Source organism: Streptomyces lacrimifluminis (assembly GCF_014646095.1).
Taxonomy (GTDB): domain Bacteria; phylum Actinomycetota; class Actinomycetes; order Streptomycetales; family Streptomycetaceae; genus Streptomyces; species Streptomyces lacrimifluminis.
This window is the reverse complement of the sequence record NZ_BMMU01000020.1, coordinates 56638-82344: the sequence shown is the minus strand read 5'-3', so window position 1 is coordinate 82344 and position 25707 is coordinate 56638. Positions and strand designations below refer to the sequence as shown.

The following is a 25707-nucleotide window of genomic DNA, read 5'->3' as shown; positions in this document are numbered from 1 at the left end:
CCGCGCCCCCGACAAGGGCGCGGGGGTACCTGTTCGGCGACTACTTCGTACCGAAGAGCTGCTGAATGGGGTCGATCGCGAAGTAGATCAGGAACAGTGCGCTCGTGCCCCACAGGAGCCAGTGGACCTCCTTGGCCTTGCCGAGGACCGTCTTGATGAGGACGTAGGCCAGGAAGCCGGCGCCGATGCCGTTGGTGATGGAGTACGTGAACGGCATCACGGCGATCGTCAGGAACGCGGGGATGGCGATCTCGTACTTGTCCCAGTCGATGTGCTTGACCTGGGTCATCATCAGGAAGCCCACCGCGACCAGGGCGGGGGCGGCGGCCTGCATCGGGACGATCGTCAGGATCGGCGTCAGGAAGAGCGCGCCGGCGAACAGGCCGCCGGTGATCAGGTTGGCGAAGCCGGTGCGCGCACCCTCGCCGACGCCCGCCGCCGACTCGATGTACGAGGTCGCCGAGGACGAGGAGCTCGCGCCGCCCGCCACCGCCGCCGCACCGTCGATGAGCAGCACACGGCCGAGGTTGGGGACCTTGCCCTCCTCGTCCAGGAGGCCGGCCTCGGCGGTGATGCCGACGACCGTGCCCATGGTGTCGAAGAAGTCCGACAGGATCAGGGTGAAGATCAGCAGGACGACGGTGATCACCGTGGTCTCGCCGAACGCGCCGAACAGGCTGAAGTCGCCGATCAGTCCGAAGTCGGGGGTCGCCGCGATCTTGTCGGGCCAGGCCGGCGTCGTCAGGCCCCAGCTCTTGATGTCGGCGACCGAGTTGATGATGAGCGCGACGAACGTCATCGTGACGATGCTGATCAGGATCGCGCCCTTCACCTTGCGCGCGATCAGCCCGATGGTCAGCAGGACGCCGAGACAGAAGACCAGGATGGGCCAGCCGCTGAGCGTGCCCGTGCCGCCGAGCTGCACGGGGACCGTGGTGCTCGCGACGTCCGGGATACGGGTGACGAAGCCTGCGTCGACGAAGCCGATGAAAGCGATGAACAGACCGATACCCACGCCGATCGCCGCCTTGAGCGGCCCCGGGATGGCATGCATGATCGCTTCTCTGAGGCCGGTCACCACAAGGACGCAGATCAGCAGGCCCTCCAGGACGACCAGGCCCATCGCGTCGTCCCAGCTCATCAGCGGGGCGATCTGGAAGGCGACCACCGCGTTGAGGCCAAGGCCCGCGGCGAGGGCGAGCGGGAGATTGCCGCCCACGCCCATGATGATCGTCATCACCGCGGCCACCAGGGCGGTGGCGGTGACGAGCTGGACGCTGTCGAGCTGGTGGCCGAACTTGTCCTTGGCGCTGCCCAGGATGATGGGATTCAGGACAAGGATGTAGGCCATCGTGAAGAACGTGGCGAAGCCACCGCGCACTTCACGGGCGAAGGTGGATCCCCGTTCGGAGATCTTGAAGAAGCCGTCGACGCTGTTCGCCGCGGGGGGCGCGGCGCCGGGTCGGTCGGCCACCTTCTGTGGTTCGGACATGGCGGTTGCTCCTCGTTGCCTGATTGATCTGTGTGCGGATGCTGGCTGGATTGTTCCTGTGTTGAACCGTTCTCAGGTTTTCTCCGTGTTACGGAATCAGGATCGACCTGCCATACGCCCCTCGAAGGGTTGTACGCACGCCTGATACTCTCTCGGCTCTCGCGCCAAACGATCACCGTCCCTTCACCGGCGCACCACAGCGGCCGTACGCACAGACGCCCGGCTTCGGTCGGCAGCCGCCGCCGACCTGGGAAAACTCAGTGAAACTAAGGGGGAGAGGTCGGCCGTGGGCACTGTCGTCGACGACGCAGCCTCCGTGGAGTTCCATGCCTTCTTCGAGCGGCACTACGCCGAACTCGCGCGCCTGGCCCACCTGCTGACGGGTGAGGCGGACGCCGCCGACGACCTCGCGGCTGATGCACTGCTCGCGCTGTGGCACCGCTGGGACCGGGTGCGGGCCGCCGATCATCCGGTGGCGTACGCGCGTGGCGTGGTCGCGAATCTGGCCAAAACCCGTATCCGCAGCGCGGTCCGGGAGCGCCGGAGGATCACCCTGTTCTGGTCGCAGCGGGAAGAGAATACGGAGAATCCCGACATACCTGGCGTCATCGATGTCCAGGAGGCCCTGCGCAGACTGCCGTTCCGCAAGCGCGCGTGTGTGGTGCTCCGGCACGCCTTCGACCTCTCGGAGAAGGACACGGCGCTCGCCCTGGGAGTTACTGTCGGTACGGTTAAGAGCCAGACGTCCAAGGGAATGGCCGAACTGCAGCGGCTCCTTGGCACCGACGAGGCCCCGCTTCGAGTGCGTACCCCTGTGCGTACCACCGGCGGAGCGGGAGGGAAGAACCGATGAGGACGCCGCACGACGAGCTGCGCGCCGGGCTGCGCGAAGCGGCCGAGACGTACGAGCCCGACCGCGCGCGCATCCTCGCGCGGGTCGAGCGCGGCATGGCCGCCGGTCCCGAGGAGAAGCGCGCCCGGCGCCGGGCGACGCGTCCGCCGCTGCTGGCCTGGGCCCGGGTCGCGGGTGCCACCGCCGCCGTCTCCGGAATCCTCGCGATGGGCGGGTACGCGCTGGCCTCCGTGGTGAAGAGCGACGAGACCCCGTCCGATCCGACCGTCTCGGTCTCGCCGCTGCCGACCCCGTCGCCCGACGCGACCAGCAGGGCACCGATTCAGCCGGCGCCGGAACCGTCGGCCGGCAACACCCAGGAGGAGAAGCCGAGTTCGACGCCGACGCCCTCCCCGACGCCGAAGGCCTCGGACACGGCGGCGCCGCCGGCCGCGAAGGGCGCCGAGGACGGGCCACTGCGATCGGACGGCTCGATCGACGCACAGAGCAACGACTTCTGGGCGCAGAGCAACGTCACCGTCAAGACGTCCGAGCAACTCACCGCGCTCACCGTCGAGTTGAAGGTCGTCGACACCGGCGGGGTCAACTCCTCGGGCGCCTGGCGGTCGGCTCCGGAGGACGACTTCGAGCTGACGGTCGCCAAGCGCGACGGCTTCCTGGTCTACACCTGGGTGCTCAAGGACGGCGTCAAGGTCTGGCCGGGCGACTGGGTCTTCGCGGGCCAGTACAACCACGCGCGCGGCGGCCGGGACGCGAAGAACGACACGTACACGGTGACGGCCGAAGCGGCGGGCGAACAACTGGCCGTGCAGGGTGACTTCGCAGGCCAGGACGGTAACGCCACGCCCGACGAGGGCGATTCGTGAAGGCGTAGCGGCGACTCGCAAGAAAAATCCGCCGACTCGGCAACCCTTTCCGCGCGGGTGGCGACCAGGAGACGCACACATCTCCTCGCCACCAGGGAACACGGTCCATGACTGAACGAGTCGAACAGCGCGTCCGCCACCGCCGCCGGGTCACCGGACGGCGGGCCGTGATCGCCGGCACCGCCGCTCTCGGACTCACCGGAGCGGCGGTCCTGACGACGACGCTGCTGTCCTCCGCCGGTGCCGCCGCCAGCTGGCCGACGGCCAAGGGCAGCAAGGCCGTCCCGTCGAAGATCACGGTGTCGGGCACGTACGACGGCAGGCTGAAGAAGTTCTTCGGCAGCGGCGCGCTCGCCAACGGCAGCCAGAAGGAGGGCCAGGACCCGATCTTCGAGCTGAAGGACGGCGCGGTCCTGAAGAACGTGATCATCGGCACCCCGGGCGCGGACGGCGTCCACTGCATCGGCTCCTGCACGCTGGAGAACGTGTGGTGGCTGGACGTCGGCGAGGACGCCGCCAGCTTCAAGGGCAAGAAGTCGACGGCCGTGTACAAGGTGATCGGCGGCGGCGCGAGGTCGGCCTCCGACAAGGTGTTCCAGTTCAACGGGGCCGGCAGGCTCAGCATCACGGGCTTCCGCGTCGAGAACTTCGGCAAGCTGGTGCGCTCCTGCGGCAACTGCAGGACGCAGTACAAACGCACGATCGTGATCAGCGACATCGACGCGACCGTGCCGGGCAAGGTGCTGGTCGGCGTGAACGCGAACTACGGCGACACGGCGACGCTGAGCAGGATCCGTATCCACGGCGACCCCAAGAAGAAGCTCAAGCCCTGCGTGCGCTTCAAGGGCAACAACATGGGCAAGGAACCGACCGAAATCGGCAGGGGTGCGGACGGAACCACATGCAAGTTCTCGCCATCTGACATCACGTACAAGTAAGTGAGCCTTCAAGCACGACGGAGTCGGCAGTCTTGAGCACGCACCGGAGAAACCTGAGTCGCCGCAGGCTGCTGGCCGCTTCCGCCGTGGGCGTGGCCGGTGCGGGCGCCGCCGCGGTGACCGGCGGCGGCCTGCTCTCATCTGCGTCAGCGGCTACTTTCGGCCACACCGACGACGGTTCGCACTTCGTGATCAACACGGGTGCCTCGCTCGTCTTCAAGGTCTCCAAGTCGACCGGCGACCTCACCTCCCTGGTCTACCGGGGCAAGGAGTACGAGGGGTACGGCGGCAGGCACTCGCACGTCGAGTCGGGGCTCGGCGCGTCCACGGTGACCGTCAGGCGGTCCGGCTCGACGATCCTGGTGAAGGTCGCGCACGGGGCGATCACCCTGTGGTACGCGGCGCGCAGCGGCCAGAACAACGTCTACCTGTGGACGAACAAGGCGGACGCGTCCTTCACGGCGACCCGCTTCCTGGTGCGCCTCAAGCCGGGGATGTTCCCGAACGAGGGGCCTGACTCCTGGATCGAGGCCTCCGACAAGATCATCGAGGCCGGCGACGTCTGGAAGCGGGCGGACGGCACCACGCACTCCAAGCACTACTCGGGCAAGCGGGTCATCGACCACGACCACATCGGCTTCACCACCGGCTCGGTCGGCCTGTGGATCGTGCGCTCCCGCCACGAGAAGGCGTCCGGCGGCCCCTTCTACCGTTCGCTGCTGCGCCACTCGAACGACAAGGGCGCGGGGCTGTACGAGATCCTGCACTACAACCAGGCCCAGACCGAGCCGGAACGTTTCGGCCTGCAGGGCCCGTACGTCCTCGCCTTCACCGACGGCGGTGCCCCCTCGCCCTCCCTCGCCGCCGCCCGCCTCGACACCTCCTGGGTTGACGGGCTCGGCATCACCGGCTGGGTGGGGGCCGCCGGGCGCGGCAAGGTGGCCGGCGTCGGCATCAAGGGCATGGACGCGAAGTACCCGTACACCGTGGGCTTCGCGAACTCCGAGGCCCAGTACTGGGCGAAGGCCGCCTCCGGTACCGGTGCCTTCTCCTGCAAGGGGATGCTGCCGGGGGCGTACACGCTGACCGTGTACAAGGGTGAGCTGGCCGTGCACACCACCTCGGTGACGGTCAAGGCGGGCGGCGCGACCGCGCTGAACAGCATCACCGTGACCGGGGACCCGTCCGCCGCCAGGACGATCTGGCGGCTCGGGGACTGGGACGGCACGCCCGGTGAGTTCAAGAACGCCGAACTGATGACGTACGCACACCCGTCGGACGCCCGCGCGGCGAGGTGGACGGGCAACGTCACCATCGGCAGCGGCCCGCAGACGGCGTCGACGGCCTTCCCCGCCTACATGTGGAGCGGCGTCAACGACGGCATCCTCGTGTACTTCAAGCTGACCGCGGCCCAGGCCGCCGCCGCGCACACCCTGCGCATCGGCGTGACGGACGCCTTCGCGGGCGGGCGCCCGCGCGTCACGGTCAACGACTGGGTGTCGGCCGTCCCCTCCGCATCCGCCCAGCCCTCGACGCGCTCGCTCACCACGGGTTCATACCGGGGGAACAACCGTACGGTCACTTTCAGCGTCCCTTCCAGTGTGTGGAAGAAGGACCCGGGACAGTACAACGTCCTGAAGATCAACATCGTCAGTGGTTCGAGCGGCACGGCGTTCCTCAGCCCGGGCACCTCGTTCGACTGCCTCGATCTGCTGGCCTGAGCCCCCCTCGGCCAGTCAGAGAGCCCCCTGCCGGTGACGACCGGCAGGGGGCTCGTTCTTCTCGCCGGGTACGTCAGTTCATGGTCGACCCGATGGCTGTCGACGTCACCGCCAGGAACGTGGTCGTCGGCAGCCCTCCGTCCGCCCGCCGGGAGGCATACGCCGTCGTCGCGTCCCTCGCCTTCAGCGCCGGTGTCGAGATGCCGCTGTCCCAGTTGTTGGCCGCCGAGACCGCGGACGGGCCCAGCTTGGACAGGGCTCCCTTGTTGCCCACCGCGAGGTTCCCGGCGAGGCGGGCCTTGCCGGTGGCGAAGGAGAAGCCGGTCCGGGCGTTGGCGTAGGCGGTGTTGCGGTTGAGCAGGATCGCGCCGGTGTTGGAGTTCTCCGTGAACCCGTGCAGATCGTTGTCCCAGGCCGCGTTGTTGGTGACGACATGCGCGACCGAGGCTCCCCCGCCGCCCAGCTTGAAGCCGTTGCCGTTGCCCTCGAACGCGGAGTCCTTCCAGCGGTTCCTGCCGTTGCCGAAGGCCCAGGTGTGCTCGATGGTGACGGGGGTGGAGAACTGCCAGAGGTCGAGCCCGTCGTCCGCGTTGTCGTAGAGGCGCGCTCCGGTGATCCTGTTGCCCGTGCCGGAGCCGAACTTGATGGCGAGGCCGTCGACGTTCCGGCCGTGGGCCGCCGGGTCGTAGTTGAGGTAACTGTCCAGGTTCTGCACGAGGTTGTGGCTGGTGCCGTCGCCGCGGAGCGTGAAGCCGGAGTCGCCGTTGCGCGCGGTGACGAGGTTCCTGAAGATCCCGCCGACGGACGAGGTGACGACGAAGCCCTGGGCCGGGGAGTTCTGGAAGGTGAGGTTCTGGACCGTCCAGTAGTCGCCATGGATCCCGGTCAGCCAGGACCCGGCGGGCAGCTTGGAACCGTCGATCCTCACCTTCTCGCCGCCGTACGCCTGGAGCGTGATCCGCGCCGAACTCGTGCCGTTCGCCGTCGACTTGAGGGTGGCCGTCGGGTAGTACGTGCCGGCGCGCACCTGGATGACGCCGCCCGCCGCCGCGTTCTTCACCGCGGATTCGAGCTCAGCGGTGCTGGAGACGGTGACCGTGGCGCCGGCAGCGCTCGCTCCGTCCGTCGAGAGACCGAGGTAGACGCCGCCCGCACCCGAGGAGAGGGCCACCGCTGCGGCGATGGAGAGGGTGCGGTTTCTGCGGTGACGGCCGGTACCGATGCGCACGGAGCGGTCCTTTCCTCGTGCTGGGACTGTGTTCGCTTCCAGAGACGAGCCGGGCTGCGGCCTCGATGAGGTGAGGCCGCAGCCCGGCTCCGCTGTCTTGTTGCCGCACGGCCGAAAAGGGTTGCCGCGTGGTCCGTGCGAGAGCGATCGAAGCTTTTCGGCCCCATCGGTCTCGTCCGCACCGATTGACGTGCTGTCCCCCTGCTGGTGAGATTCCGAGGGCGATCAACCAACAGAAACCATCAGACTCCCACAGGATGTGTCATGCGCCCCCACCTCGCCCGCACCTTCCTGCTCCCCCTCGTCCCCCTGGCGGCCCTCCTCCTCGCCCTGCTCGCCGCCCCGCCCAGCCCCGCCGCCTCTGGAGCCCCACCCGTGACCCAGCAGAAGCACGAGCAGAAGACCGAGCCCACGTCGGCCCAGAAGTACGCCGGTTACCTCTTCGCCTACTTCACCGGTGAGGGCACGGCCGACGGCGAGCAGATCCGGTACGCCCTCAGCCGTGGCAACGACCCGCTGCACTGGCGGGAGTTGAACGCGGGCAAGCCGGTCCTCACCTCCACCACCGGCGAGAAGGGCCTGCGCGACCCGTTCGTGATCCGCTCCCCAGAGGGCGACAGGTTCTACATGATCGCGACCGACCTGCGCATGTACCAGAACAGCAGCGGCAGTTGGGACGACGTCCAGCGTCACGGCAGTAAGTCGATCATGGTGTGGGAGTCGACCGACCTGGTCCACTGGACCGACCAGCGGCTGGTGAAGGTCTCCCCCGACGCGGCGGGCAACACCTGGGCGCCGGAGGCCTACTACGACAGGAAGCTCGGCTCGTACGTCGTCTTCTGGGCCTCGAAGCTGTACGCCGACGACGACCCCGGGCACTCCGGCTCGACGTACAACAAGATGCTGTACGCGACGACGGAGGACTTCCGCACCTTCAGTGAACCGAAGGTCTGGGACGACCCGGGCTACTCGGTGATCGACTCGACCGTCGTGGAGCACAAGGGGACCTACTACCGCTACACGAAGGACGAGCGGGACCCCACCTCCTCCAGCCCCTGCTCGAAGTTCATCACCGCGGAGAAGTCGACCTCGCTGACGGACACCTCGTACGACTTCGTCTCCGACTGCGTCGGCAGCGGGTCGATCGACCGGGGTGAGGGGCCGACGGTCTTCAAGTCCAACACCGAGAACAAGTGGTACCTGTTCATCGACGAGTACGGCGGTCGCGGCTACGTCCCCTTCGAGACCACCGACCTCGACTCGGGCAAGTGGACGATGTCCGCGAACTACCAGTTGCCCGCCAGCCCCCGCCACGGCACGGTGATGCCGGTGACGCGGGCGGAGTACGACCGGCTGCTGGCCGCCTACCCGGAGACCTCCACGTCCGTCGTGGACGCCACGGCCAGTGGCCAGAAGGGGTACGCCGTCGTCACCGAGGCCGCCTCCAAGGTCGTGCTGCCGATGCGGCCGGACGCCGAACCGGCCCGGCTGGCACCGACGTTGTCGGTCGGCAAGGGCGCGAAGGTGAGCCCCGCGTCCGGTACGCGGCGTGACTTCCGCAAGCCGCAGAAGTACACGGTGACGGCGGCCGACGGGACGCGCCGCACCTGGACGGTCGAGGCCGTGCCCACCCGCAGCCCGGTGCTGCCGGGGCTGTACGCCGACCCCGACGTCCAGTACCTGGACGGCCGTTACTGGATCTACCCGACCACCGACGGCTTCCAGGGCTGGAGCGGCACGCGCTTCAAGGCGTTCTCGTCGAAGGACCTGGTCCACTGGACCGACCACGGTGTGATCCTCGACCTGGGGCCGGACGTGTCCTGGGCGGACAGGAACGCCTGGGCGCCGGCGATCGCCGAGCGGAACGGCACGTACTACTTCTACTTCTGCGCCGAGCAGGCGATCGGGGTCGCGGTGGCCGACTCCCCGGCGGGTCCGTTCACGGACGCGCTCGGCAGACCCCTGGTGGCGAAAGGGCAGTTGAGCGGCCAGATGATCGACCCGGCCGTCTTCACGGACGACGACGGTCAGGCGTACCTCTACTGGGGCAACGGTCGCGGATACGTCGTACCGCTGAACGACGACATGGTGTCGTTCGACGCGGCGAAGGTACGGGACATCACCCCGGACAACTTCCGCGAGGGTTCCTTCGTGGTGAAGCGGCGGGGGACGTACTACTTCATGTGGTCCGAGGACGACACCCGCAGCGAGGACTACCACGTCGCCTACGCGACAGGGCCGTCCCCGCTCGGCCCGTGGACCAAACGGGGGACGATCCTGTCCAAGCGCCCCGAGTACGGCATCAAGGCCACCGGCCACCACTCGGTGGTGAACGCGCCCGGCACCGACGACTGGTACATGGTGTACCACCGGTTCGCCCTGAACGGCCCCGGAAAGGCGGGCGGTGACGGCATGCACCGGGAGACCACCATCGACCGGATGCGGTTCGCGGCCGACGGGACGATCCTGCCGGTCGTACCGACCCTGGAGTCGATCAGGCCGCTGAAGAAGTGAGGAACTGACGCTCAGTCCACGCAGTACATCGGGGTGGGCGGCTTGTGCGTCCTGCCGTTGGTCTGCTGCTCGCACTCGCGGGAGAGAAGCGTGTGAGAGGTGAGGGGTGCGGGGTGCGGCAGTGCCGCCGCACCCCGCACCTCGTCTCGCGACCCGTCCCGGTGGGCGGTCAGTTCATCGTCGACCCGATTGTGCTGCTGCCCGTCGTCAGGAACGTCGTCCCGGGCAACGTCCCGTCCGAGGCACGGGAGTTGTACGCGGTCGACGCGTTCGTGGACACGAACGACGGGGTCGATGTCCCCGAGTCCCAGTTGTTGCCGGACGAGATGACCGACGAGCCCTTGCTCACCGAACCGGAGCTGTTGCTGACGGCCAGGTTCCTGCCGAGCTTCGCCGCGCCGGTGGCGAAGTAGTAGCCCCACTTGGCGTTGGCGTAGGCGGTGGTGCGGTTGATGACGATGGCGCCCCTGTTGCTGTTCTCGGTGAAGCCGTTGCCCGCGTTGTCCCAGGCTGCCGAGTTGTTGATGACATGGGCCACGGTCTCGCCGTCGCCACCCAGCTTGTAGCCGTTGCCGTCGCCCGCGAACGCCGAGTCGGACCAGCGGTTCCTGCCGTTGCCCATCGCCCAGGTGTGCTCGACGGTGACCGGCGACGAGAAGGACCAGAAGTCCAGCCCGTCGTCCGAGTTGTTGTAGAGACGGGCGCCGGTGATGAGGTTGCCGGAGCCGGAGCCGAACTTCACGGCGATCCCGTCGGCGTTCTCGCCATGGTTGGCGGGGTCGTAGTGGCCGTACGAGTCGATGTTCCTGACCGTGTTGCTGGTGGTGTTGTCGCCGGTGAGCGTGAAGCCGGAGTCGCCGCCGTTGATGGTCTTGATGTTGCTCCAGACCGTGGAGGCGCAGGACTGGCAGACGACCGCGCTGTCCGGCGAGTTCTGGAACGTGATGTTGGAGACGGTCCAGTAGTCGGCGGTCAGCTTGAAGATCCAGTCGCCGTCGGGCAGGTTCGACCCGTCGATCCTGACGGTCTCCGAGCCGTACGGCTGAAGGTGGATGCGGCTGGCGGCCGTGCCGTTGGCCGTCGACTGGAGGGTGGCCGTCGGGTAGTACGTCCCGGCGCGCACCTGGATGACGGTGCCGGCGGTGGCACTGGACAGCGCGCTGCTCAGCTGGGCGGAGGTGGAGACGACCACGGTCGCGGCCTGGGCGGGGGTGGGGAGCACCGCGAGACCGACACCGGCCGTGGTGACGGCGAAAGCGGCGAGCGAGCTCCTGAGACGAGTGGCACGAGTGATATGAGCGATACGAGTGATACGACGCATGACGTGCGGGTCCTTTCGCCGTAACGGGGAGGGGAGTCGATGAAGCGGTGGGGGGCAGTTGAGCGGTGAGGGGCTGGGGAAGCGGTCGTTCCCACGACGGACGCCCGCCACCCCATCGCCGGATCACGGCCGTTCGTCAGGGCACCAGTCCCCGAGATACGTCCGCCGAGTGTGCTCGTGTGCCTCCGCCGCCGTGAGCTGCGGCCGGTTCTCCGGCACCGATGTCACCGCACCCGGACCGGAGTTGCCGTACTCGCGAAAGCGCATGGTCTGCCACGGGTAGGCGTCACGCATGTTGATGTACGGGGTCACGGCGTCGATGCCCGGGCCGAGCCAGGTGTCCCGGACGACCAACGAGGGCCAGGCGGTCGTCTCGTACGACGGTACCCAGGGCCGGGCGATCCTGTACGCGCCGTCCTCCGCACCCGAGGTGACCAGCCCGCGCACGGCCAGGAAGCCGTAGGGGTTGGCGCGGGCCGTGGCGGGCGCGAAGACCATGCCCTCGGGTTTGAAGGCGACGTCCCTGTCGAGCGTGTGGAAGTGGCACCGCTCGAAGACGGCGCGCGCCCGCCCGAAGACGAAGTCGACGTCACCCTCGATGTAGCAGTCGCGGTAGTAGTGCCGGTCGAACGCGGTCAGTGCCGTCGTGTCCGCGAACAGGGTGTCCTGGTGGGCGAGGAACCGGACCCGGGTGAACTGCGACCGGTCCCCCGTGACATACGCGGCAACGGCCTGCGTCCCCGTGATCTCGGGGTGGTCGGCGCGCAGCCAGTCGTTGGCGAGGGTCAGGTCGCGTACGGTCAGGCCGGGCGCCGCCGAGGTGAAGGTGGCGGAGCCCGCGGTGCCGTAGGTGCCCGAACCGTCGGGTTTCCGGGTGCCGTTGGCGTTGTCGTACACGATGACGGTGTCGCGCGGGTCGCGGGTGGCGCCGCGGATCGTCAACTCGGCCGCCTGGGCCGGGATGTTGACGACCTCGCGGTACGTCCCCGGATGCACGACTACCGTCCACCCGGCCCCGCCCGCCGCCACCACGGCGTCCACGGCGGCCTGGACGGAGCCACCGGGACGGACGTGCCGGACCCGGCGGGCGGCGGACGCGAACGCGGGTCCCGTGCCGGCGGCGATCAGCCCGCCGGCGAACCCGGTGAGCAGTGTGCGTCGGCGCATCTCAGCACCACCGTCCGCGCCATGGCGTCCAGTCGCCGAGGTATGCCTCGCGGGTCGCCGACTCGGCTTCGGCGGGGGTGAGTTGGGGACGGTTCTCGGGGACGACGATCCTGGCTCCCGGGCCCGTGTTCCGGTACTCGGCGAAGCGCTGGCTCTGCCACGGGTAGGTGTCCGACATGTTGGTGTAGGGCGCGACCGCGTCGATGCCGGGGCCGAGGTGGGTGTCCCGGACGGTGAGCATCGGACGGGCGGTGGTGTGGGAGCTGGGCACCCAGGGGCGGGCCAACTTGTAGGCCGCGTCCGGGGCTTCGCTGGTGACACGGCTGTCGGTCACCAGGTATCCGCGGGGGTTGGTGCCCACGGTGGAGGGCGCGAGGACGAAGCCGTAGGGAGTGCCCGCGAGGTCGGTGCGGTCGAGGGTGCGGAAGTGGCAGCGCTCGTACACGGCGGTGGCCCGGCCGAAGACGAAGTCGACGTCCCCTTCGGCGTAGCAGTGCGCGAAGTACTGCCGGGCGTACGCCTCGCGGCTCATCGAGTCGGCGTACAGGGTGTCCTGGTGGCCGAGGAACCGGCAGTGGTGGAACGCCGCTCGGTCGCCCTGCACCTTGATGGCGACGGCCTGGGTCCCGGCGATCTCCGGATGGTCGGCGCGCAGCCAGTCGTTGGCGAAGGTGATCCAGCGGGCCGTGAAGCCGGCGCCCTGCACAAGGGTGGTGGCGGAGCCGGTGGTGCCGTAGGTGCCGCCGCCGGGCTTCGGGGTGCCGGCGGCGTTGTCGTACACGATGACGACGTCGCGGGGGTTCTCGGAGGCGCCGATCAGGGTCAGTTCCGTGCGGGTGGCCGTGACGACGACGGTCTCGCGGTAGACGCCCGGTGCGACGACCAGCGTGAAGCCGCTGCCACTCACGGCCGTTACGGCGGCCTGGACGTCTGTGAAGTCGCCGGAGCCGGCCGCGTCGACGTACAGGGTCCGCTCGGTCAGGCGGCGGGTCGGGGAGCCGTAACGGCCGAAGCGGGTCCGGCCGGCCGCGTGGGCGGGGGCCGCGAGCCCCAGGGCCAGTGCGGCCCCGGTGCTCGCGACGACGAACGAGCGTCTGGTGAAGGGAAGTTGAGGACTCGCCATGATCAGCAGACCTTGCCCGCGCCCGCACCGCGGTTGACGATGTACGGCACCGCACGCGGCGGGTCGACCTTCGTGCGGAGCGTGGGCGTCCAGCCGGCCCCCGACTGGAGCGTCTCGGCGGGGATCTCCGCGTTGTGGACCGCGATCAGGTCGGTCAGGCGGCCGTTGACGTAGTTGTTCTCGGCGGTGAGCGGGGACTCCATCCACTTCTTCAGCACCTTGCCGACACTGGCGCCGGCCGGCAGCGAGATGGCGTTGTCGCTCGCGTACAGCTGCGAGGAGATGCCGATGCCGAAGATGTAGTAGTCGGACTTCTGCTCCTCGGTCACCACATAGCTGTTGTTGTAGACGTCGACCTGCCCGAAGCGCACGCGCGGAGAGCGCTGGAGGATCCCGTCGAACTTGTTGTGGTGCATGGTGACCTTGAGCTTGCCCGCGTCGGTCGAGGCGGTGCTGTCGCTGTTCCCGATCAGCATGTTCTTGTCGTGGTCCTTGAAGGAGTTCCAGGACATGGTGACGTAGTTGGCGCCGCGCACGATGTCCGTCAGCCCGTCGTGCTGCTGGAAGATCTTGCCGAAGTAGCTCGGCCGCTCGCTATCGGGGTAGCGGCCGTCGGTGAGGGTGTTGTGGTCGATCCACACGTGGTCGGTGCCGTAGACGACCACGGCGTCGTACTCGGAGTTCCAGGCCCCGGTGTTGTTGTCGTCGGTCGGGTCCCACTTCGGGAAACAGTCCAGGGGGGCCTCGATGGTGAGGTTGCGCAGGATGACGTTCGAGACGCCCTTGATCTGGAGGCTGCCGCCGAGGATGCCGGAGTTCCTGCCGACGCCGACGATGGTCGTGTTGCTGGGGACGGCGGCCTTGATGACGCCGTCCTGGTTGGCGGCGGAGGCGACCCGCGCGTCCTCCTGCGGACCGCTGGCGACCTTGTCGTTGCCCCAGACCGCCGGGTCGTAGTCCTTGAGGTACTGCTGGAGGTCGTACCCCCCGGCGACGAAGGCCTCACAGCCCTCGGACACGGCCTCGATCATGCCCTTGACCTTGATGATCTTGGGTGCGCTGCCGCCGTCCTTCAGCGCGGCCTTGAACTGCGCCCAGGTGGTGACGGTGTAGACGTGGTCGGCGTCGGCGGCCGAACCGCCGGTCGTGCCGCCCGCGTCGGACGCCCAGCCGTCACCGGCGGCGAGGGTCTGGCGGCCGAGGTCACGGGCCGGAGCGGCGGCCTGGGCGGCGGGGCCGGTGAGGGTCAGGACGAGGGCGGTGCAGCCGAGCAGGACCGCGGCCTTCATGGTGACATGATCATGACATGAGCGAACGTTCATGGTGCGGCTCTCCTTCAGGAGGAACAGGCTGGGAGGACTTGAGAGGAAGCGGTTACGCGGCGGCCGACGGCCAGGTGATCCAGGACTCCGGGATCGCGTCGTCGAGGCGGCGCACCTCCCGGCGCGCCAGCACCCGACGCCGTACCAGTCCGGCGGCGACGAGCCGGGCCACGGCGATGGCACCCGGCGGATTGAAGTGCGTGTTGTCCTGCTCGGTCGCCGTCCAGTTGAAGTACTTCTTCGACTCCTCGACCCCCGCCTCCTGCCAGAGCGCGATCGACAGGGCCTGGATGTCGAGCAGGGCCACGCCCTCCTGCTCGGCGAGCACACGCATCGCCGCCGGGTAGTCGCCGTGGGTCGGCAGCGCGTTGCCGCTCGCGTCGAACTTCCTCCGCTCGACGGAGGTGGCGAGCACCGGCCGGGCACCCCGGGCCCGCGCCCCGTCGATGTACAGCCGCAGGTGGTCCTGGTACGTCGTCCAGGGCTCGGTGTAGCGGACGGGGTCGGCGCTCTTCTCGTCGTTGTGCCCGAACTGGATGATCAGGAAGTCACCGGGGGCGATGACATCGAGGATGGCGTCCAGTCGCCCTTCGTCGAAGAAACTCTTGGAACTACGCCCGTTCACCGCGTGATTGGCGACAACCGATTCCTTCTGGAGAAAGAAGGGAAGCGCCATTCCCCACCCGGTCTCCGGTGCGGCGTCAGCGTATTTCTGGGCGGCGGTGGAATCACCGGCGATGTAGATCGTGCGAGAACGGCGCCCGGAATGCGCGGAAGCACTTTCCGAAGCAGCGGCAGCGAGAGGAACGGCGGCCAGAGCAGCCACGGTCACCTGTCTACGGCTAAGAGACACGACGTTGTGCCTTTCTCAAAGGGGGCAGGGGACCCCGCGCCCCGTTTTAGGGGCGCGGGGCTGTATCTGTTTGCGGCTCCGCCGCGGGGCGCGACCAGCCACGGCGAACCCGCGGCCGACGACGAACAAGAACGACCCCTAGCCCATCTGCTCGTTCCACTCAGCCTGCGCAGCATTGAGCTGCTCGGCCAACGTGTCCAGAAACTCCTTCGCGCTCATCTTCTTCAGCAGCACCTTCTGGAAGTTCGGCTCGTTGTCCGCCTTCGAGATCGTGTTCCAGTCGGGCAGGTAGTACGGCAGCTGGACGATCTTGATCGTGCCGCTGTTCAGCGACTCGGCCGCCAGCTTGGTCGCCTCGGCGGACTGGATCCACGCGTCCTTCGCCGCCTCCGTGTTGGACGGAATGGCACCCGCGGACTCGTTCCACTTGCTGTTGGACGCGTGCGAGACGGCGAACTCGATGAACTTCCACGAGGCCGTCTTGTTCTTGCTGGACTTGAACAGCCCCAGCCCGTCAACGGGGTTGGAGACCTGAACCCGGGTTCCGTCGTCCTGCGTCGGGTTCGGAATTCCCCGGAACTTGCCGTCCAGTGCCTTCAGGTGGTCCTGGTAGGAGCCGAGGTTGTGGCTCAGCATGCCGATGTCGCCGCTGTCCCACTGGGCGACCATCTTCTTGAAGTCGTTGTTGACGTCGGCGGACGGAGTGTTCTTCTTGAACAGCGCGGTGTACTTCTCCAGCGCCTCGACGTTCTTCGGGTCGTTGACGGTGGTCTTCGCGTCCTTCCAGAACGACGTGATGCCGGACTGCCCGTACACCGCGTCCAGAGCCTGTGCGATCGACCCCTCGCCGCCGCGAATGGTGTAGCCGAACCTGTTCTTGCCCGCGTCGGTGAGCTTGTCGGCGGCGGTGTAGAACTTCGACCAGGTCGTCGGCGGGTCCAGCTTCGCCGCCTCGAACAGGTCGGTGCGGTACCAGAGCGTGCCGTTGTTCGCGGAGGTCGGGACGGTGAACAGTTCGTCGCCGCCACCCGCGCTGCGCACACTGTCGATCATGCCCGGCGTCAGCTTGCCGTTCAGTGAGCTGCCGGCGAGCCGGTCGTCCAGCGGCTCCAGGGCGTTCTGGGCGGCGATGCCGGCCAGCATGGCCGCGCCGACCCCGCCGACGTCGGGCAGGCCGCCGCCCTGGATCGCGGTGTCGTACTTGGACTGGATACTGTCGGACGGTATCCCGACGTACTTGACCTCGATGTCGGGGTTGGCCTTCTCGAAGTCGGCGATGATCTCCTTCCAGACGTCGGTACGGACACCGCCGTTGTTGTCCCAGAAGGTGATCTGGCCCTTGCCCGAGCCCTCGTTGCCCTTGTCCCCGCCCGCGCCGCTGCCGTCGTCGCCGCAGGCGGTGGCGGTCAGGGCGAGTACGGAACCCAGGGCGACGGCGACGGCCGCGCGCCTGCTTCTGCGGATGCTGATCTTCATTGGTCGGCACTCTCTCTTCTGGATCAATCGGAACTGTGAAGTTGTGGGGGGTCAGCGGCGGGCGTACGGGGCCCAGCCATCCGTACCGTTCAGGTAGTCGGCCACGGTGTGTGTGACCGCGTCCGCCTCGGTCATCTGAGGCCGGTCGGCGGTGACTTGGGCGCCGGGCCCGTAGGTCCGGTACTCGGTGAAGCGCGCGTCCTTCCACGGGAAGCCGCTCATGTCGGTCCATGGCGAGGCCTTGATCGCGGCGGGCAACCCGGTTTCCCGGAAGAGGACTTGGGCCACGGCGTTCGGCTCGCCGCCCGGGTGCCAGGGCCGGCCGAGGTGGAAGGAGCCGGCGGGCGCGTCGCTCACGACCTCGGAGCGGGTGATCAGGAAGCCGTACGGATTGCCCGTCCAGGTCGAAGCGGCCGTGATGTAGCCGTTGTTGGTGGTGGAGCCGCGGCTCAGCGCGCGGATCACCGACCGCTCGATGACGGTGGTCGCACGCCCGTAGATGAAGTCGACGTCGCCCTCGATGTACGAGTCGCGGACATAGACGCGGCTGATCACGTCCAGCTTGGGGCTGTCGGTCATCAGGGTGTCCTGGTTGCCCAGGAAGGCGGTGTTCTCGAAGACGATCCGGTCACCGGTCGTCTTCATCGCGAGCGCCTGCTCGCCCTTCAGCTCGACCGCGGCCTCGTCGAAGTCGTTGCTGAAGGTGAGGTTGCGGGCGGTGACGTCGCTCGCGGCGATCCGGACCGTGGCGCTTCCCGTCGAACCGCCGTACTCGGCCGGTGTGTTGTGGACGATGACGGTGTCGGAGCGGTGCCGGCCGGTCCCCTGGAGCAGGATGTTCGGCTTGCCGGCCGGGATGAGGACCTTCTCTCGGTACGTTCCCGGCGCGACGGCGATGGTCACCGGACTGGCGTTCCCGGCGGGCACGGCGTCGACGGCGGCCTGGACGGTCGGGTGGTCGGCGGGAACGTGCAGCGTCACCGCGGCGCCGATCCGCTGCTGCGGCCCGGAGAAGCGCTTGACCAGCGCGGGCACGGCGACGGCCGGGTCCAGTCGATAGGCGTAGAAGTCACGCGGTTCGAAGGCGGTGCCCCATGCGTCCTGCCGCCCGCTGACGTTCCTCAGGATCGACCCGCGTTGCACCAACTCGGCGGTGGTATCGGCCTGGTAGGGGTGCTGGACGCCGTCGTAGTAACTGTTCTCGATGACCATCTTCGTCCTGCCGCGCGACCAGTTCCCGTACGTCCAGACGGGATCGCCGTCGGAGACCTGCGCCGACACGTAGTTGTTGTAGAGGTGCGCGTAGGCACAGTTGTCGGCGGACGGGTTGCGCTGCTTCGTGCCGGTGAACCAGTTGTGGTCGATGGTGATCTGGGTGAGGACGTTGGTGGTCCAGCCGATCCCGAACGCCTTGTTGTGGTGGGCGAACTGGTTGTTGGAGACGGTGATGTACTGGCTGTCCCTGCGGATGTCGAGCAGCCCGTCGCCCATGTGCGTGAAGCGGTTGTGGTCGATCCAGACGTGGTCGACCGTGTCCATCTGGATGGCGTCGAAGTCGGTCGTCTTGCCGTCCCAGTCGCCCTCGACGTACGAGTCACGGATCGTCAGATTGCGGATGATCACGTTGCTGGTACCCGGGTTGAGGTGCAGCTCGCCGTGGACGATCTCGCCGCTGTCGTCGACACCGATGATCGTCTTGTTCGAGGCGACGACGACATCCGTCCCGAAGGGTGCCACGGCGATCGAGCCCGCGACCCGGATGACGTACGGCTCCTCGGCCGCCGCGTACTTCACCAGCGAGGCCTGGTCGGTGACCGTGACGACCTTGCCGCCCGCGCCTCCGTCCGTGCCGCCGGCGAGGGAGGCGAAGCCATGGGCCTGGTCGGTCCAGCGGGGGGCCGCCGTCACCGGGCCCTTGGCCGTGGAGGCGGCGGCCGTTCCTTCACCGGCCGCTCCGAGGGCCAAGGAGGCCACCAGAGCCACCACGGTTGCCAGGGTTCTGCCGACTGGTCCACCGGCGCCCAGTAAGCGCTTGCTAGGGAAGTGCGTCATTGCGGCTCCCAACAGGCATACGAATGAGGTGAGTTACGGAGAGGTGACTCTGAACTGCGTGAACGTGGCCGCGCCGGCCTGTCCCCCGCCGACGGGCACGAGCGCGAAGAGGCCGAGCAGGGCGCCGACCCAGCGCCAGGGGGTGGCCGCGAACACCGGCCCGGACGACTCCCAGCCGTCCCCGGCACCGAGGTCGTACGCGAACCGGCAGCGCGCCCCCGCCCCGATCCCGATCCGCAGCCGGACCCGCCCTTCGGGGGCCACCCGCGGATGATCGGCGTCCCGCTCCCCCTCGGCGACGGATTCGGCGAACCGGTGGACGAGCCGAACCGTCCCGTCGTCGGCACGCTCCAGCCCGATCCAGCCGAAGGCGTCCCCCAGCACGGCGAGCCCGGCCCGGGCGCCCGGTTCCTCGCTGTCGAGCCGCAGCTCCACCTCCGCCACGCATGCGACGCCGGGCAGCCGCTGGGTGAGGACGTTCGGGAGTTTCCGCAGGTCATGGGCGTCGGCACTGCGTACGCAGCTCAGCCGTAGCCCATCGCCCGAGTGCTGGGTGGCCCAGCCGGCATGGAGGTCCCCCCGGTCGAGCGAAGCCGAGAGTGGGGGAGGGTTGGCCGTCCACTGCCACTGCCGGCCGTACCGCCCGCCGGGGAAGTCGTCGTCCGTGGCGGGTACGGCGGGTGGCTGCTCCGGCAGATCGGGCTTGCGGTGTACGGCGACAGGGGTACCGGCGTCCCCCATGACGGGCCAGCCGTCAGCGCCTTCCCCGCCCCAGCTCATCGGCTGGAGATGCACGACACGGCCGTACGGACCGCGCTGCTGGAAGTGGAGGAACCAGTCCTCGCCCACCGACGTGCGCACCCAGCCGCCCTGGTGGGGCCCGTTGACCTCGGTCTCCCCCTGCTCCAGGACGATCCGTTCCTCGTACGGCCCGAAGAAGTCACGGGAGCGGAAGGCGCCCTGCCAGCCGGTCTCCACTCCCCCGGCGGGCGCCAGGATCCAGAACCAGCCGTCGTGCTTGTAGAGCTTCGGGCCCTCAAGGGTGAACCAGCCGGGAATGCGGTCGCCGTCGACGATCACCTTGCCCTCGTCGAGAAGTCCCGTGCCCTCGGGGTGCATCCGGTGACCGGTGAGCCTGTTCTTGATGCCCGACCGGGACTTGGCCCAGGCGTGCACGAGATACGCCTCGCCGGTCTCCTCGTCCCACAGCGGGCACGCGTCGATGAGCCCCCTGCCCTCCTTGACCAGGTGCGGTTCGGTCCAAGGGCCGCGTATCGCCGGGGAGTTGACCTGGAAGATGCCGTGGTCGGGGTCGCCCCAGAAGATCCAGTACCGGTCGTCGTGATGCCGGAGCGAAGGTGCCCAGACACCGCAGTCGTGGCGGGGGACCCTGAACTCGGCTGCCGGGCGCAGGCGTTCGAGGGCATGGCCGACGAGGGTCCAGTTGACGAGGTCCCGGGAGTGCAGAAGGGGCAGGCCGGGCGCCCGGCCGAAGCTGGAGGCCGTGAGGTAGAAGTCGTCGCCGACGCGGACGACGTCCGGGTCGGACCAGTCGGCGTTCAGGACGGGGTTGCGGTAGGTCCCGTCACCGAGATCGGCACCGGTGATCACTGGCTCACCGCCTTCCGTACGAGAGCGGCGGCCTCGCCCCGGTCGAGGTGCCCGTCGGCGACGACGGTGACGATCCGGCGTACGACGGTCTCGCCGGGGCCGATCGGCAGCCGCTCGTCGAAGGCGAGCGACGAGCCGATCCCCGGGTACTCCTCGGCCCGGACGAACCACGGGTCACGGCGCGTCTGTTCGGTCGCGCCGGCGAAGACGAGCGTCCAGGTGGCGCCGGCGAGGGCGACCCAGTCGGCGCGGGTGCCGTGGACCGCCGACTCGCCCTCGGTGGCGGCCGTGAAGACGTGAGGAGTGCCGGCTTCCTTGCGCGCCCGCCAGAAGAAGCCGCCGTAGGCCGCGCCGGGGCGGCCGTTGGTGGCGGGGCTGCCGAAGGAGAGGGGTGCGGCGGTGATGTTGGTGAGGGAGAAGGTGAAGTCCAACGCCCATGCGGTGCTGGTGAGTTCGGCGGCGGAGACCGTGCGGCGCTCGCGCAGCAGCTCGCCGCCGCCGACCATCCAGCGCAGTTCCTCGACGAAGCCGTCGGGGTCGCGGAGCTGGTAGGCGGTGTGCCGCTGGGAGCCGTGGTTGTCCAGCTCGGTCGGCCCCTGGTCGCGTAGGTAGGTGCGCCCGCCCCAGAAGTTGTTCCCCTCGACGTCGGGTATGGCGACACCGACGCCGAGGTGGTGGGTGTGGTCGGCGGGGCTGAGCTCGGTGACAGCGGTGCCGGCCAGGGTGGTGACGGGGTGCAGATACGGGCGGGGCGCGTGGCGCGGCGGCAGCTCCGGCCGACCGGTGTAGCGGCCGACCGGGCGGCCCGCGACCCGCAGGACCAGCGACTCGTTGGGCATCTGGTTCATCAGGTGCTCACCTCTTTCGGGAGCGCCCAGGAGGCGCCCAGCTCGGAGTAGAGGGAGAGGGTGTCGGCGGCGGCAGAGACGAGGCCGTCAATGCCGGGTACCACCCGTCGACGGGTCTCCCCCGGCGCGAACTCCCAAGCCCGGGAAGGGAGTTCGGCCGGGTCGGGGGCCTGTCGGATCGCCTCGACGACCCGCATGAAGGCGCCCGTTTCGTCGGGCACGACCAGCAGTTCGGCGCCCTCGGTGAGGTGGTCGACGAGGTTCTCCAGCAGGTCGGTGCGGTCGTACTCGTACTCCGCCGGGCCGTGTCCGGAGCGCTGGAGGAGCACACGGTCCTGCTTGTACCAGAAGGTGATCCGGCCGCTGGTGCCGTGCACGAGGACGTACGGGTCGTCCGGGTGTTCGGCGCACAGAGTGGCGGCGACGGTGACCGGGACGCCGTTCGCGGTGCTGACGCGCACGCACGAGGTGTCGTCGGACTCGATGTCGTTGGCGCGCAGCAGCTCGGTCTCGATGCCGGTGACGTCCTCGGCGCGGGTGCTGCCGCCGAGGGCCAGTCCGGTGGCGACAGCGTGCGCGAGCGGGTTGGTGAGGGCGCCGTCGATGACGTCCACACCGTTCAGCCTGCGCTTGCCCGCCCAGGGCGCGCGCCGGTAGTACGCCTCGTCGCGCGCCCACGCGCCCGCCCCGCCGACACCGGTCACCGTGCCGATGGCGCCTTCGGAGATCAGTTCCCGGATCGCGGGCAGGGCGTGCGAGCCCAGCGACTGGAACCCGATCTGGCAGGCGACCCCGGCAGCCGCGATCCCGTCGGCCATCCGGCGGAACTCCGCGTACGACGGCGCCGGCGGCTTCTCCAGCAGCAGGTGCACGCCCTTGGCGGCGGCGATGAGCGCGAGGTCGGTGTGGGTGGGGATCGGCGTGCAGATCACGGCGATGGCGGCGCAGGTGGAGTCGAGGAGGGCGCCGAAGTCGGCGGACTGCTCGGGCGCGCCGAGACCGTCCAGCTCCTCGTCGGTCAGCGGGGTCAGCTCGCAGACGCCCGCCAGCCGTACGAGCCCCTTGTCCTGGAGCCGGCGGATGTTCGCCAGATGCCAGTGGCCGTGGCCGCGCGCTCCCGCGAGAACCACCGGAACCGGTGTGACCAGCGAGGTCACCGTCGATGCTGCCGTCGGTGTCGTGTTCATGTGAGCCTCCCTGCGCCCGCGCCGCGTGCCACCTCTCGGTCGGCCGTGTCGGCGCTGTCGATCTTTGTGTGCAGGGTAGGCGTCCAGCCGACGTCGGCCGTGAGGTCGCGCTCGCTGCCCGAGTTGTAGGCGTTGTAGATGGTCAGAAGATCGACGGGGAAGCCGTTGAAGAGGGTGCCGGTCTGGTGCAGGGCCGTGCCGTTCCAGCTCTTGACCAGGTCGGCGGCCTCGACGTGCCCGGGGGTGGTGAAGGCGTTGTTCTCGGCGTACACGGCGGACTCGGTGGAGACTCCGATGGAGTAGCGGTAGTCGTCGCCGTGGTCGACCAGGTAGCGGTTGTTGTAGAGGTGCACCTGTCCGAAGCGGACGCGCGGGGCGCGCTGGGTCACCGAGCGGAACTCGTTGTGGTGCAGGGTGACGCGGAGTTTCCCGCGGTCACCGGTGGCCGTGTCGCCGCTGCCGATGAGCATCGCCTTGTCGTGGCCGGCGAACCGGCTCCAGGAGACGGTGACCAGGTCGGAGCCGTTGGTGATGTCCAACAGGCCGTCGTGGCGCAGGTAGTTGCGGGCGAAGTAGGTGGGCTCGTCGGCGTCCGCGTGGCCCTTGTCGGAGGCGGTGACGTGGTCGACCCACACATGGGTGGCGCCGTTCAGCCAGATCGTGTCGTACGCCGTCTTCCAGTCGCCCAGGCCGCCGGAGTTGGGCTGCCAGACGGGGAAGCAGTCGTAGGCGTCGCGGAGTTCGAGGTTGCGGACGATCACGTTGTCCGCGTTTCCGACCTGGAGGCTGGCGCCCTTGAGGACGGCTCCCGAACCGAGCCCGACGATGGTCGTGTTGGACCCGACGGGCAGCACGACCCGCTCGGCCTGCCGCGCCGCGGCGACCTGCCGGGCCTCCTCCTGGACCCCGCTCGGCCTGGCGGAACCCCAGGTGCGGGGGTCGTAGGCGGCGAGGTACTTCTTCACGGTGTAGCCGGTGCCGCCCGCGTAGTCGCGGCAGCCCAAGTGACCGCCCTCGTCATCCGTGTTGACGTCGATCGTCCCCGCGACGCGGATGATCTTCGGGGTGGCGCTGCCGCCGTCGAGGGCGCTGACGAGTTCGGCGCGGCTGCGTACGGTGAACACGTGCGCGTCGTCCGCCGCCGCGCCCCCGGTGGTGCCACCCTCGGCGGCGGCCCAGCCGTCGTTCGCGGGCAGGGTGTCGCGGCTGACGTCACGGGCGTCGGCTCCGGCCGGGGTGCTCAGTACGGCACCCAACAGGCCGATGGCGGCGGATACTTGCAGAAGGCGCCTCATCCCTTCACCGCCCCCGCGCTGAAGCCGGTGATCAGCCACTTCTGGATGAAGGCGAAGACGATCACCACGGGTACGGCGGCGATGATGCCGCCCGCCGCGAGGGCGCCCAGGTCGACGCTGTCCGCGCTCATCAGGGTGTTGAGGCCGACCGGGATGGTCTGCTTGCTCTGGTCGCTGAGGAACATCAGGGCGAACAGGAAGTGGTTCCAGGAGTGCACGAAGGCGAAGGAGCCGACGGCGATCAACCCGGGCCGCAGCAAGGGCAGTACGACGATGCGGAACGCGGTTAAGCGGTTGCAGCCGTCGACCCAGGCAGCCTCCTCCAGGGAGTACGGCACGTTCCTGATGAATCCGCTGATGAGGATCATCGACAGCGGGAGCTGGAAGACCGTCTCGGCGATGATGACCGCGCCCAGCGAGTTGATCATCTGGAGCTCGGCGAAGATCTGGAACAGCGGCACCAACAGCAGGGCGCCCGGGACGAACTGGGAGCAGAGCAGGGCCAGCATGAAGGCGCGCTTGACCTTGAAGTCGAAGCGGGCGAGGGCGTATCCGCCGGCCAGGGCGACGAGTGTCGTCATCACCAGGGTGGCGAGGCCTACGAGGATGCTGTTCTCGAAGTACGTGCCGAAGCTTCGCTCGGTCCACACCTTGTCGAAGTGGTCGAAGGTCATCGGCCAGGGGACCAGGGAGGTCGAACCCGCCGGACGCAGCGCGAAGAGGAGGATCCAGTAGAAGGGGATGAGGGTGAAGACGAGGTAGATCCCGAGGGGCAGGTAGATCTGCCAGCGCGGGGCCTCGTCCCAGGCGCGTCGCTGCTTCCTGGTCGGGCGCGGCGGCTCGGGAACGTCGTCCACGGGTGTGGGCACGATCACGGTGGCTTCCTTGGTGATCACTTGTTCTCCCCTCCGAACTTGCTCAGCCGCAGGTAGACGATCGAGAAGAAGAGCAGGATCACGAACGCGACAGTGGTGAGGGCCGACGCGTAGCCGAAGTTGTGGGCGTCGACGCTGGTGTTGGCGATGTAGAGCGGGAGTGTCGTGGTCTCGCCGGCCGGTCCGCCGCCCGTGAGGGTGTAGAGGAGGTCGACGTTGTTGAACTCCCAGACCGCGCGCAGCAACGTGGACAGGACGATGGCGTCCTTGAGGTGCGGCAGCGTGATGTGCCAGAACTGCTTGAACCGGCTGGCGCCGTCGACCTCGGCGGCCTCGTACAGGTCCTTCGATACGGACTGGAGGTCGGCCAGGATGAGGATCGCGAAGAAGGGCACGCCTCGCCACAGGTCGGCGACGATCGCCGCCGGGAACACGGTGGAGGTGTCCGACAGCCAGCTCGTGCCGTACGTCCCGATGCCCATGTCGGCGAGGTAACGGGTGATGCCCGTCTGGGAGTTGTAGAGCAGCACCCAGATCGCGGAGGTGAGGACGCCCGAGACGGCCCAGGGCGAGAAGACCAGCGCGCGGCCGATCGACCGCCCCACGAAGGTCTGGTTGACGATCAGCGCGAGCGCCAGACCGAACATCAGCTGCAGGCCGACCTCGACGACGACCCACTTGCCGCTGAAGACCAGCGTGTCCCAGAACATGGGGTCATCGGTGAAGGCGTGCGTGAAGTTGTCGAAACCCGCGAAGCCGTTGCGCCACGGCTTGGTGGGGTTGAAGTGCTGCAGGCTGTAGTAGAAGACGCTGATGACCGGGTAGGCGATGAAGCCCACCATGAGCAGGGCGGCCGGTGCGATCAGCAGATAGGGGAGCCTTCGCGGCGTCGCGGAGGCACGCCGCCGCCGGGGTGGCGCGGGCGGTTTCGCCACGACTGCGGCTTGGGCCATGACTGTTCTCCG

At 68.6% G+C, this 25707-nt stretch carries 20 protein-coding genes; 5 read left to right on the top strand and 15 right to left on the bottom strand.

Annotation, left to right across the window (positions count from 1 at the left end):
• Positions 1-40 precede the first annotated feature (40 nt).
• Complete coding sequence (locus IEY89_RS26640; RefSeq protein ID WP_189150034.1) at positions 41-1492, bottom strand: NCS2 family permease; 1452 nt, start codon at positions 1490-1492, stop codon at positions 41-43.
• A gap of 286 nt (positions 1493-1778) precedes the next feature.
• Here IEY89_RS26640 and IEY89_RS26635 point away from each other — a divergent pair, with 286 nt between their 5' ends.
• The 4 genes from IEY89_RS26635 to IEY89_RS26620 all read left to right on the top strand — a co-directional run bounded on the left by IEY89_RS26635 (position 1779) and on the right by IEY89_RS26620 (position 5870).
• The gene (locus tag IEY89_RS26635) at positions 1779-2345 is read left to right on the top strand and encodes a SigE family RNA polymerase sigma factor (protein WP_189150033.1); all 567 of its coding nucleotides are present in this window, start codon (positions 1779-1781) and stop codon (positions 2343-2345) included.
• The gene (locus tag IEY89_RS26630) at positions 2342-3211 is read left to right on the top strand and encodes a hypothetical protein (protein ID WP_189150032.1); all 870 of its coding nucleotides are present in this window, start codon (positions 2342-2344) and stop codon (positions 3209-3211) included. The genes IEY89_RS26635 and IEY89_RS26630 overlap by 4 nt, the downstream gene beginning before the upstream one ends.
• Before the next feature lie 107 nt (positions 3212-3318).
• Positions 3319-4149 carry a pectate lyase gene (locus IEY89_RS26625; protein ID WP_189150031.1) on the top strand — a complete coding sequence of 277 codons (831 nt, stop codon included), beginning with the start codon at positions 3319-3321 and terminating at the stop codon, positions 4147-4149.
• A 32-nt stretch (positions 4150-4181) separates the two neighbouring features.
• Entirely contained in the window at positions 4182-5870 is a 1689-nt protein-coding gene (locus IEY89_RS26620) for a rhamnogalacturonan lyase B N-terminal domain-containing protein (RefSeq protein WP_189150030.1), read from the top strand.
• A gap of 73 nt (positions 5871-5943) precedes the next feature.
• Here the strand turns inward: IEY89_RS26620 and IEY89_RS26615 are convergent, their stop codons facing one another.
• Positions 5944-7098, bottom strand: a complete 1155-nt coding sequence (locus IEY89_RS26615; RefSeq protein ID WP_189150029.1) for a right-handed parallel beta-helix repeat-containing protein — start codon at positions 7096-7098, stop codon at positions 5944-5946.
• A 264-nt stretch (positions 7099-7362) separates the two neighbouring features.
• On the opposite strand from IEY89_RS26615, the gene IEY89_RS26610 reads away from it, so the two are divergent.
• A complete protein-coding gene (locus IEY89_RS26610; RefSeq protein WP_189150028.1) occupies positions 7363-9612 on the top strand; it encodes a glycoside hydrolase family 43 protein in 2250 nt (749 codons plus the stop codon).
• A 169-nt stretch (positions 9613-9781) separates the two neighbouring features.
• On the opposite strand, the gene IEY89_RS26605 is transcribed toward IEY89_RS26610, so the two are convergent.
• From IEY89_RS26605 to IEY89_RS26545, 13 genes are all read right to left on the bottom strand, one after another.
• Positions 9782-10933 carry a right-handed parallel beta-helix repeat-containing protein gene (locus tag IEY89_RS26605; RefSeq protein WP_229695431.1) on the bottom strand — a complete coding sequence of 384 codons (1152 nt, stop codon included), beginning with the start codon at positions 10931-10933 and terminating at the stop codon, positions 9782-9784.
• A gap of 123 nt (positions 10934-11056) precedes the next feature.
• Entirely contained in the window at positions 11057-12100 is a 1044-nt protein-coding gene (locus IEY89_RS26600) for a pectinesterase family protein (RefSeq protein ID WP_189150027.1), read from the bottom strand.
• A 1-nt stretch (position 12101) separates the two neighbouring features.
• Complete coding sequence (locus tag IEY89_RS26595; protein ID WP_189150026.1) at positions 12102-13223, bottom strand: pectinesterase family protein; 1122 nt, start codon at positions 13221-13223, stop codon at positions 12102-12104.
• 2 nt (positions 13224-13225) lie between these two features.
• Positions 13226-14545 (bottom strand): pectate lyase family protein, encoded by a 1320-nt coding sequence (locus IEY89_RS26590; protein ID WP_189150025.1) that lies wholly within the window; start codon positions 14543-14545, stop codon positions 13226-13228.
• A 52-nt stretch (positions 14546-14597) separates the two neighbouring features.
• Positions 14598-15398: a rhamnogalacturonan acetylesterase gene (locus IEY89_RS26585; protein ID WP_189150024.1), complete on the bottom strand. Its 801-nt coding sequence runs from the start codon at positions 15396-15398 to the stop codon at positions 14598-14600.
• 138 nt (positions 15399-15536) lie between these two features.
• Positions 15537-16874 (bottom strand): ABC transporter substrate-binding protein, encoded by a 1338-nt coding sequence (locus tag IEY89_RS26580; protein WP_189150023.1) that lies wholly within the window; start codon positions 16872-16874, stop codon positions 15537-15539.
• Between the two features lie 51 nt (positions 16875-16925).
• Positions 16926-18926, bottom strand: coding sequence for a pectinesterase family protein (locus IEY89_RS26575; RefSeq protein WP_189150022.1), 2001 nt, complete (start codon positions 18924-18926; stop codon positions 16926-16928).
• Between the two features lie 33 nt (positions 18927-18959).
• Positions 18960-20537, bottom strand: coding sequence for a glycoside hydrolase family 43 protein (locus tag IEY89_RS26570; RefSeq protein ID WP_189150021.1), 1578 nt, complete (start codon positions 20535-20537; stop codon positions 18960-18962).
• Complete coding sequence (locus IEY89_RS26565) at positions 20534-21385, bottom strand: DUF6807 domain-containing protein (RefSeq protein WP_189150020.1); 852 nt, start codon at positions 21383-21385, stop codon at positions 20534-20536. The genes IEY89_RS26570 and IEY89_RS26565 overlap by 4 nt, the downstream gene beginning before the upstream one ends.
• Positions 21385-22572: a Gfo/Idh/MocA family protein gene (locus IEY89_RS26560; protein WP_189150019.1), complete on the bottom strand. Its 1188-nt coding sequence runs from the start codon at positions 22570-22572 to the stop codon at positions 21385-21387. The genes IEY89_RS26565 and IEY89_RS26560 overlap by 1 nt, the downstream gene beginning before the upstream one ends.
• On the bottom strand, positions 22569-23867 hold the full coding sequence (locus tag IEY89_RS26555; protein WP_189150018.1) for a pectate lyase family protein: 1299 nt from the start codon (positions 23865-23867) through the stop codon (positions 22569-22571). Before IEY89_RS26555 ends, IEY89_RS26560 begins: the two co-directional genes overlap by 4 nt.
• On the bottom strand, positions 23864-24763 hold the full coding sequence (locus IEY89_RS26550; RefSeq protein ID WP_189150017.1) for a carbohydrate ABC transporter permease: 900 nt from the start codon (positions 24761-24763) through the stop codon (positions 23864-23866). The genes IEY89_RS26555 and IEY89_RS26550 overlap by 4 nt, the downstream gene beginning before the upstream one ends.
• Complete coding sequence (locus IEY89_RS26545) at positions 24760-25695, bottom strand: carbohydrate ABC transporter permease (RefSeq protein WP_189150016.1); 936 nt, start codon at positions 25693-25695, stop codon at positions 24760-24762. Before IEY89_RS26545 ends, IEY89_RS26550 begins: the two co-directional genes overlap by 4 nt.
• Positions 25696-25707 lie beyond the last annotated feature (12 nt).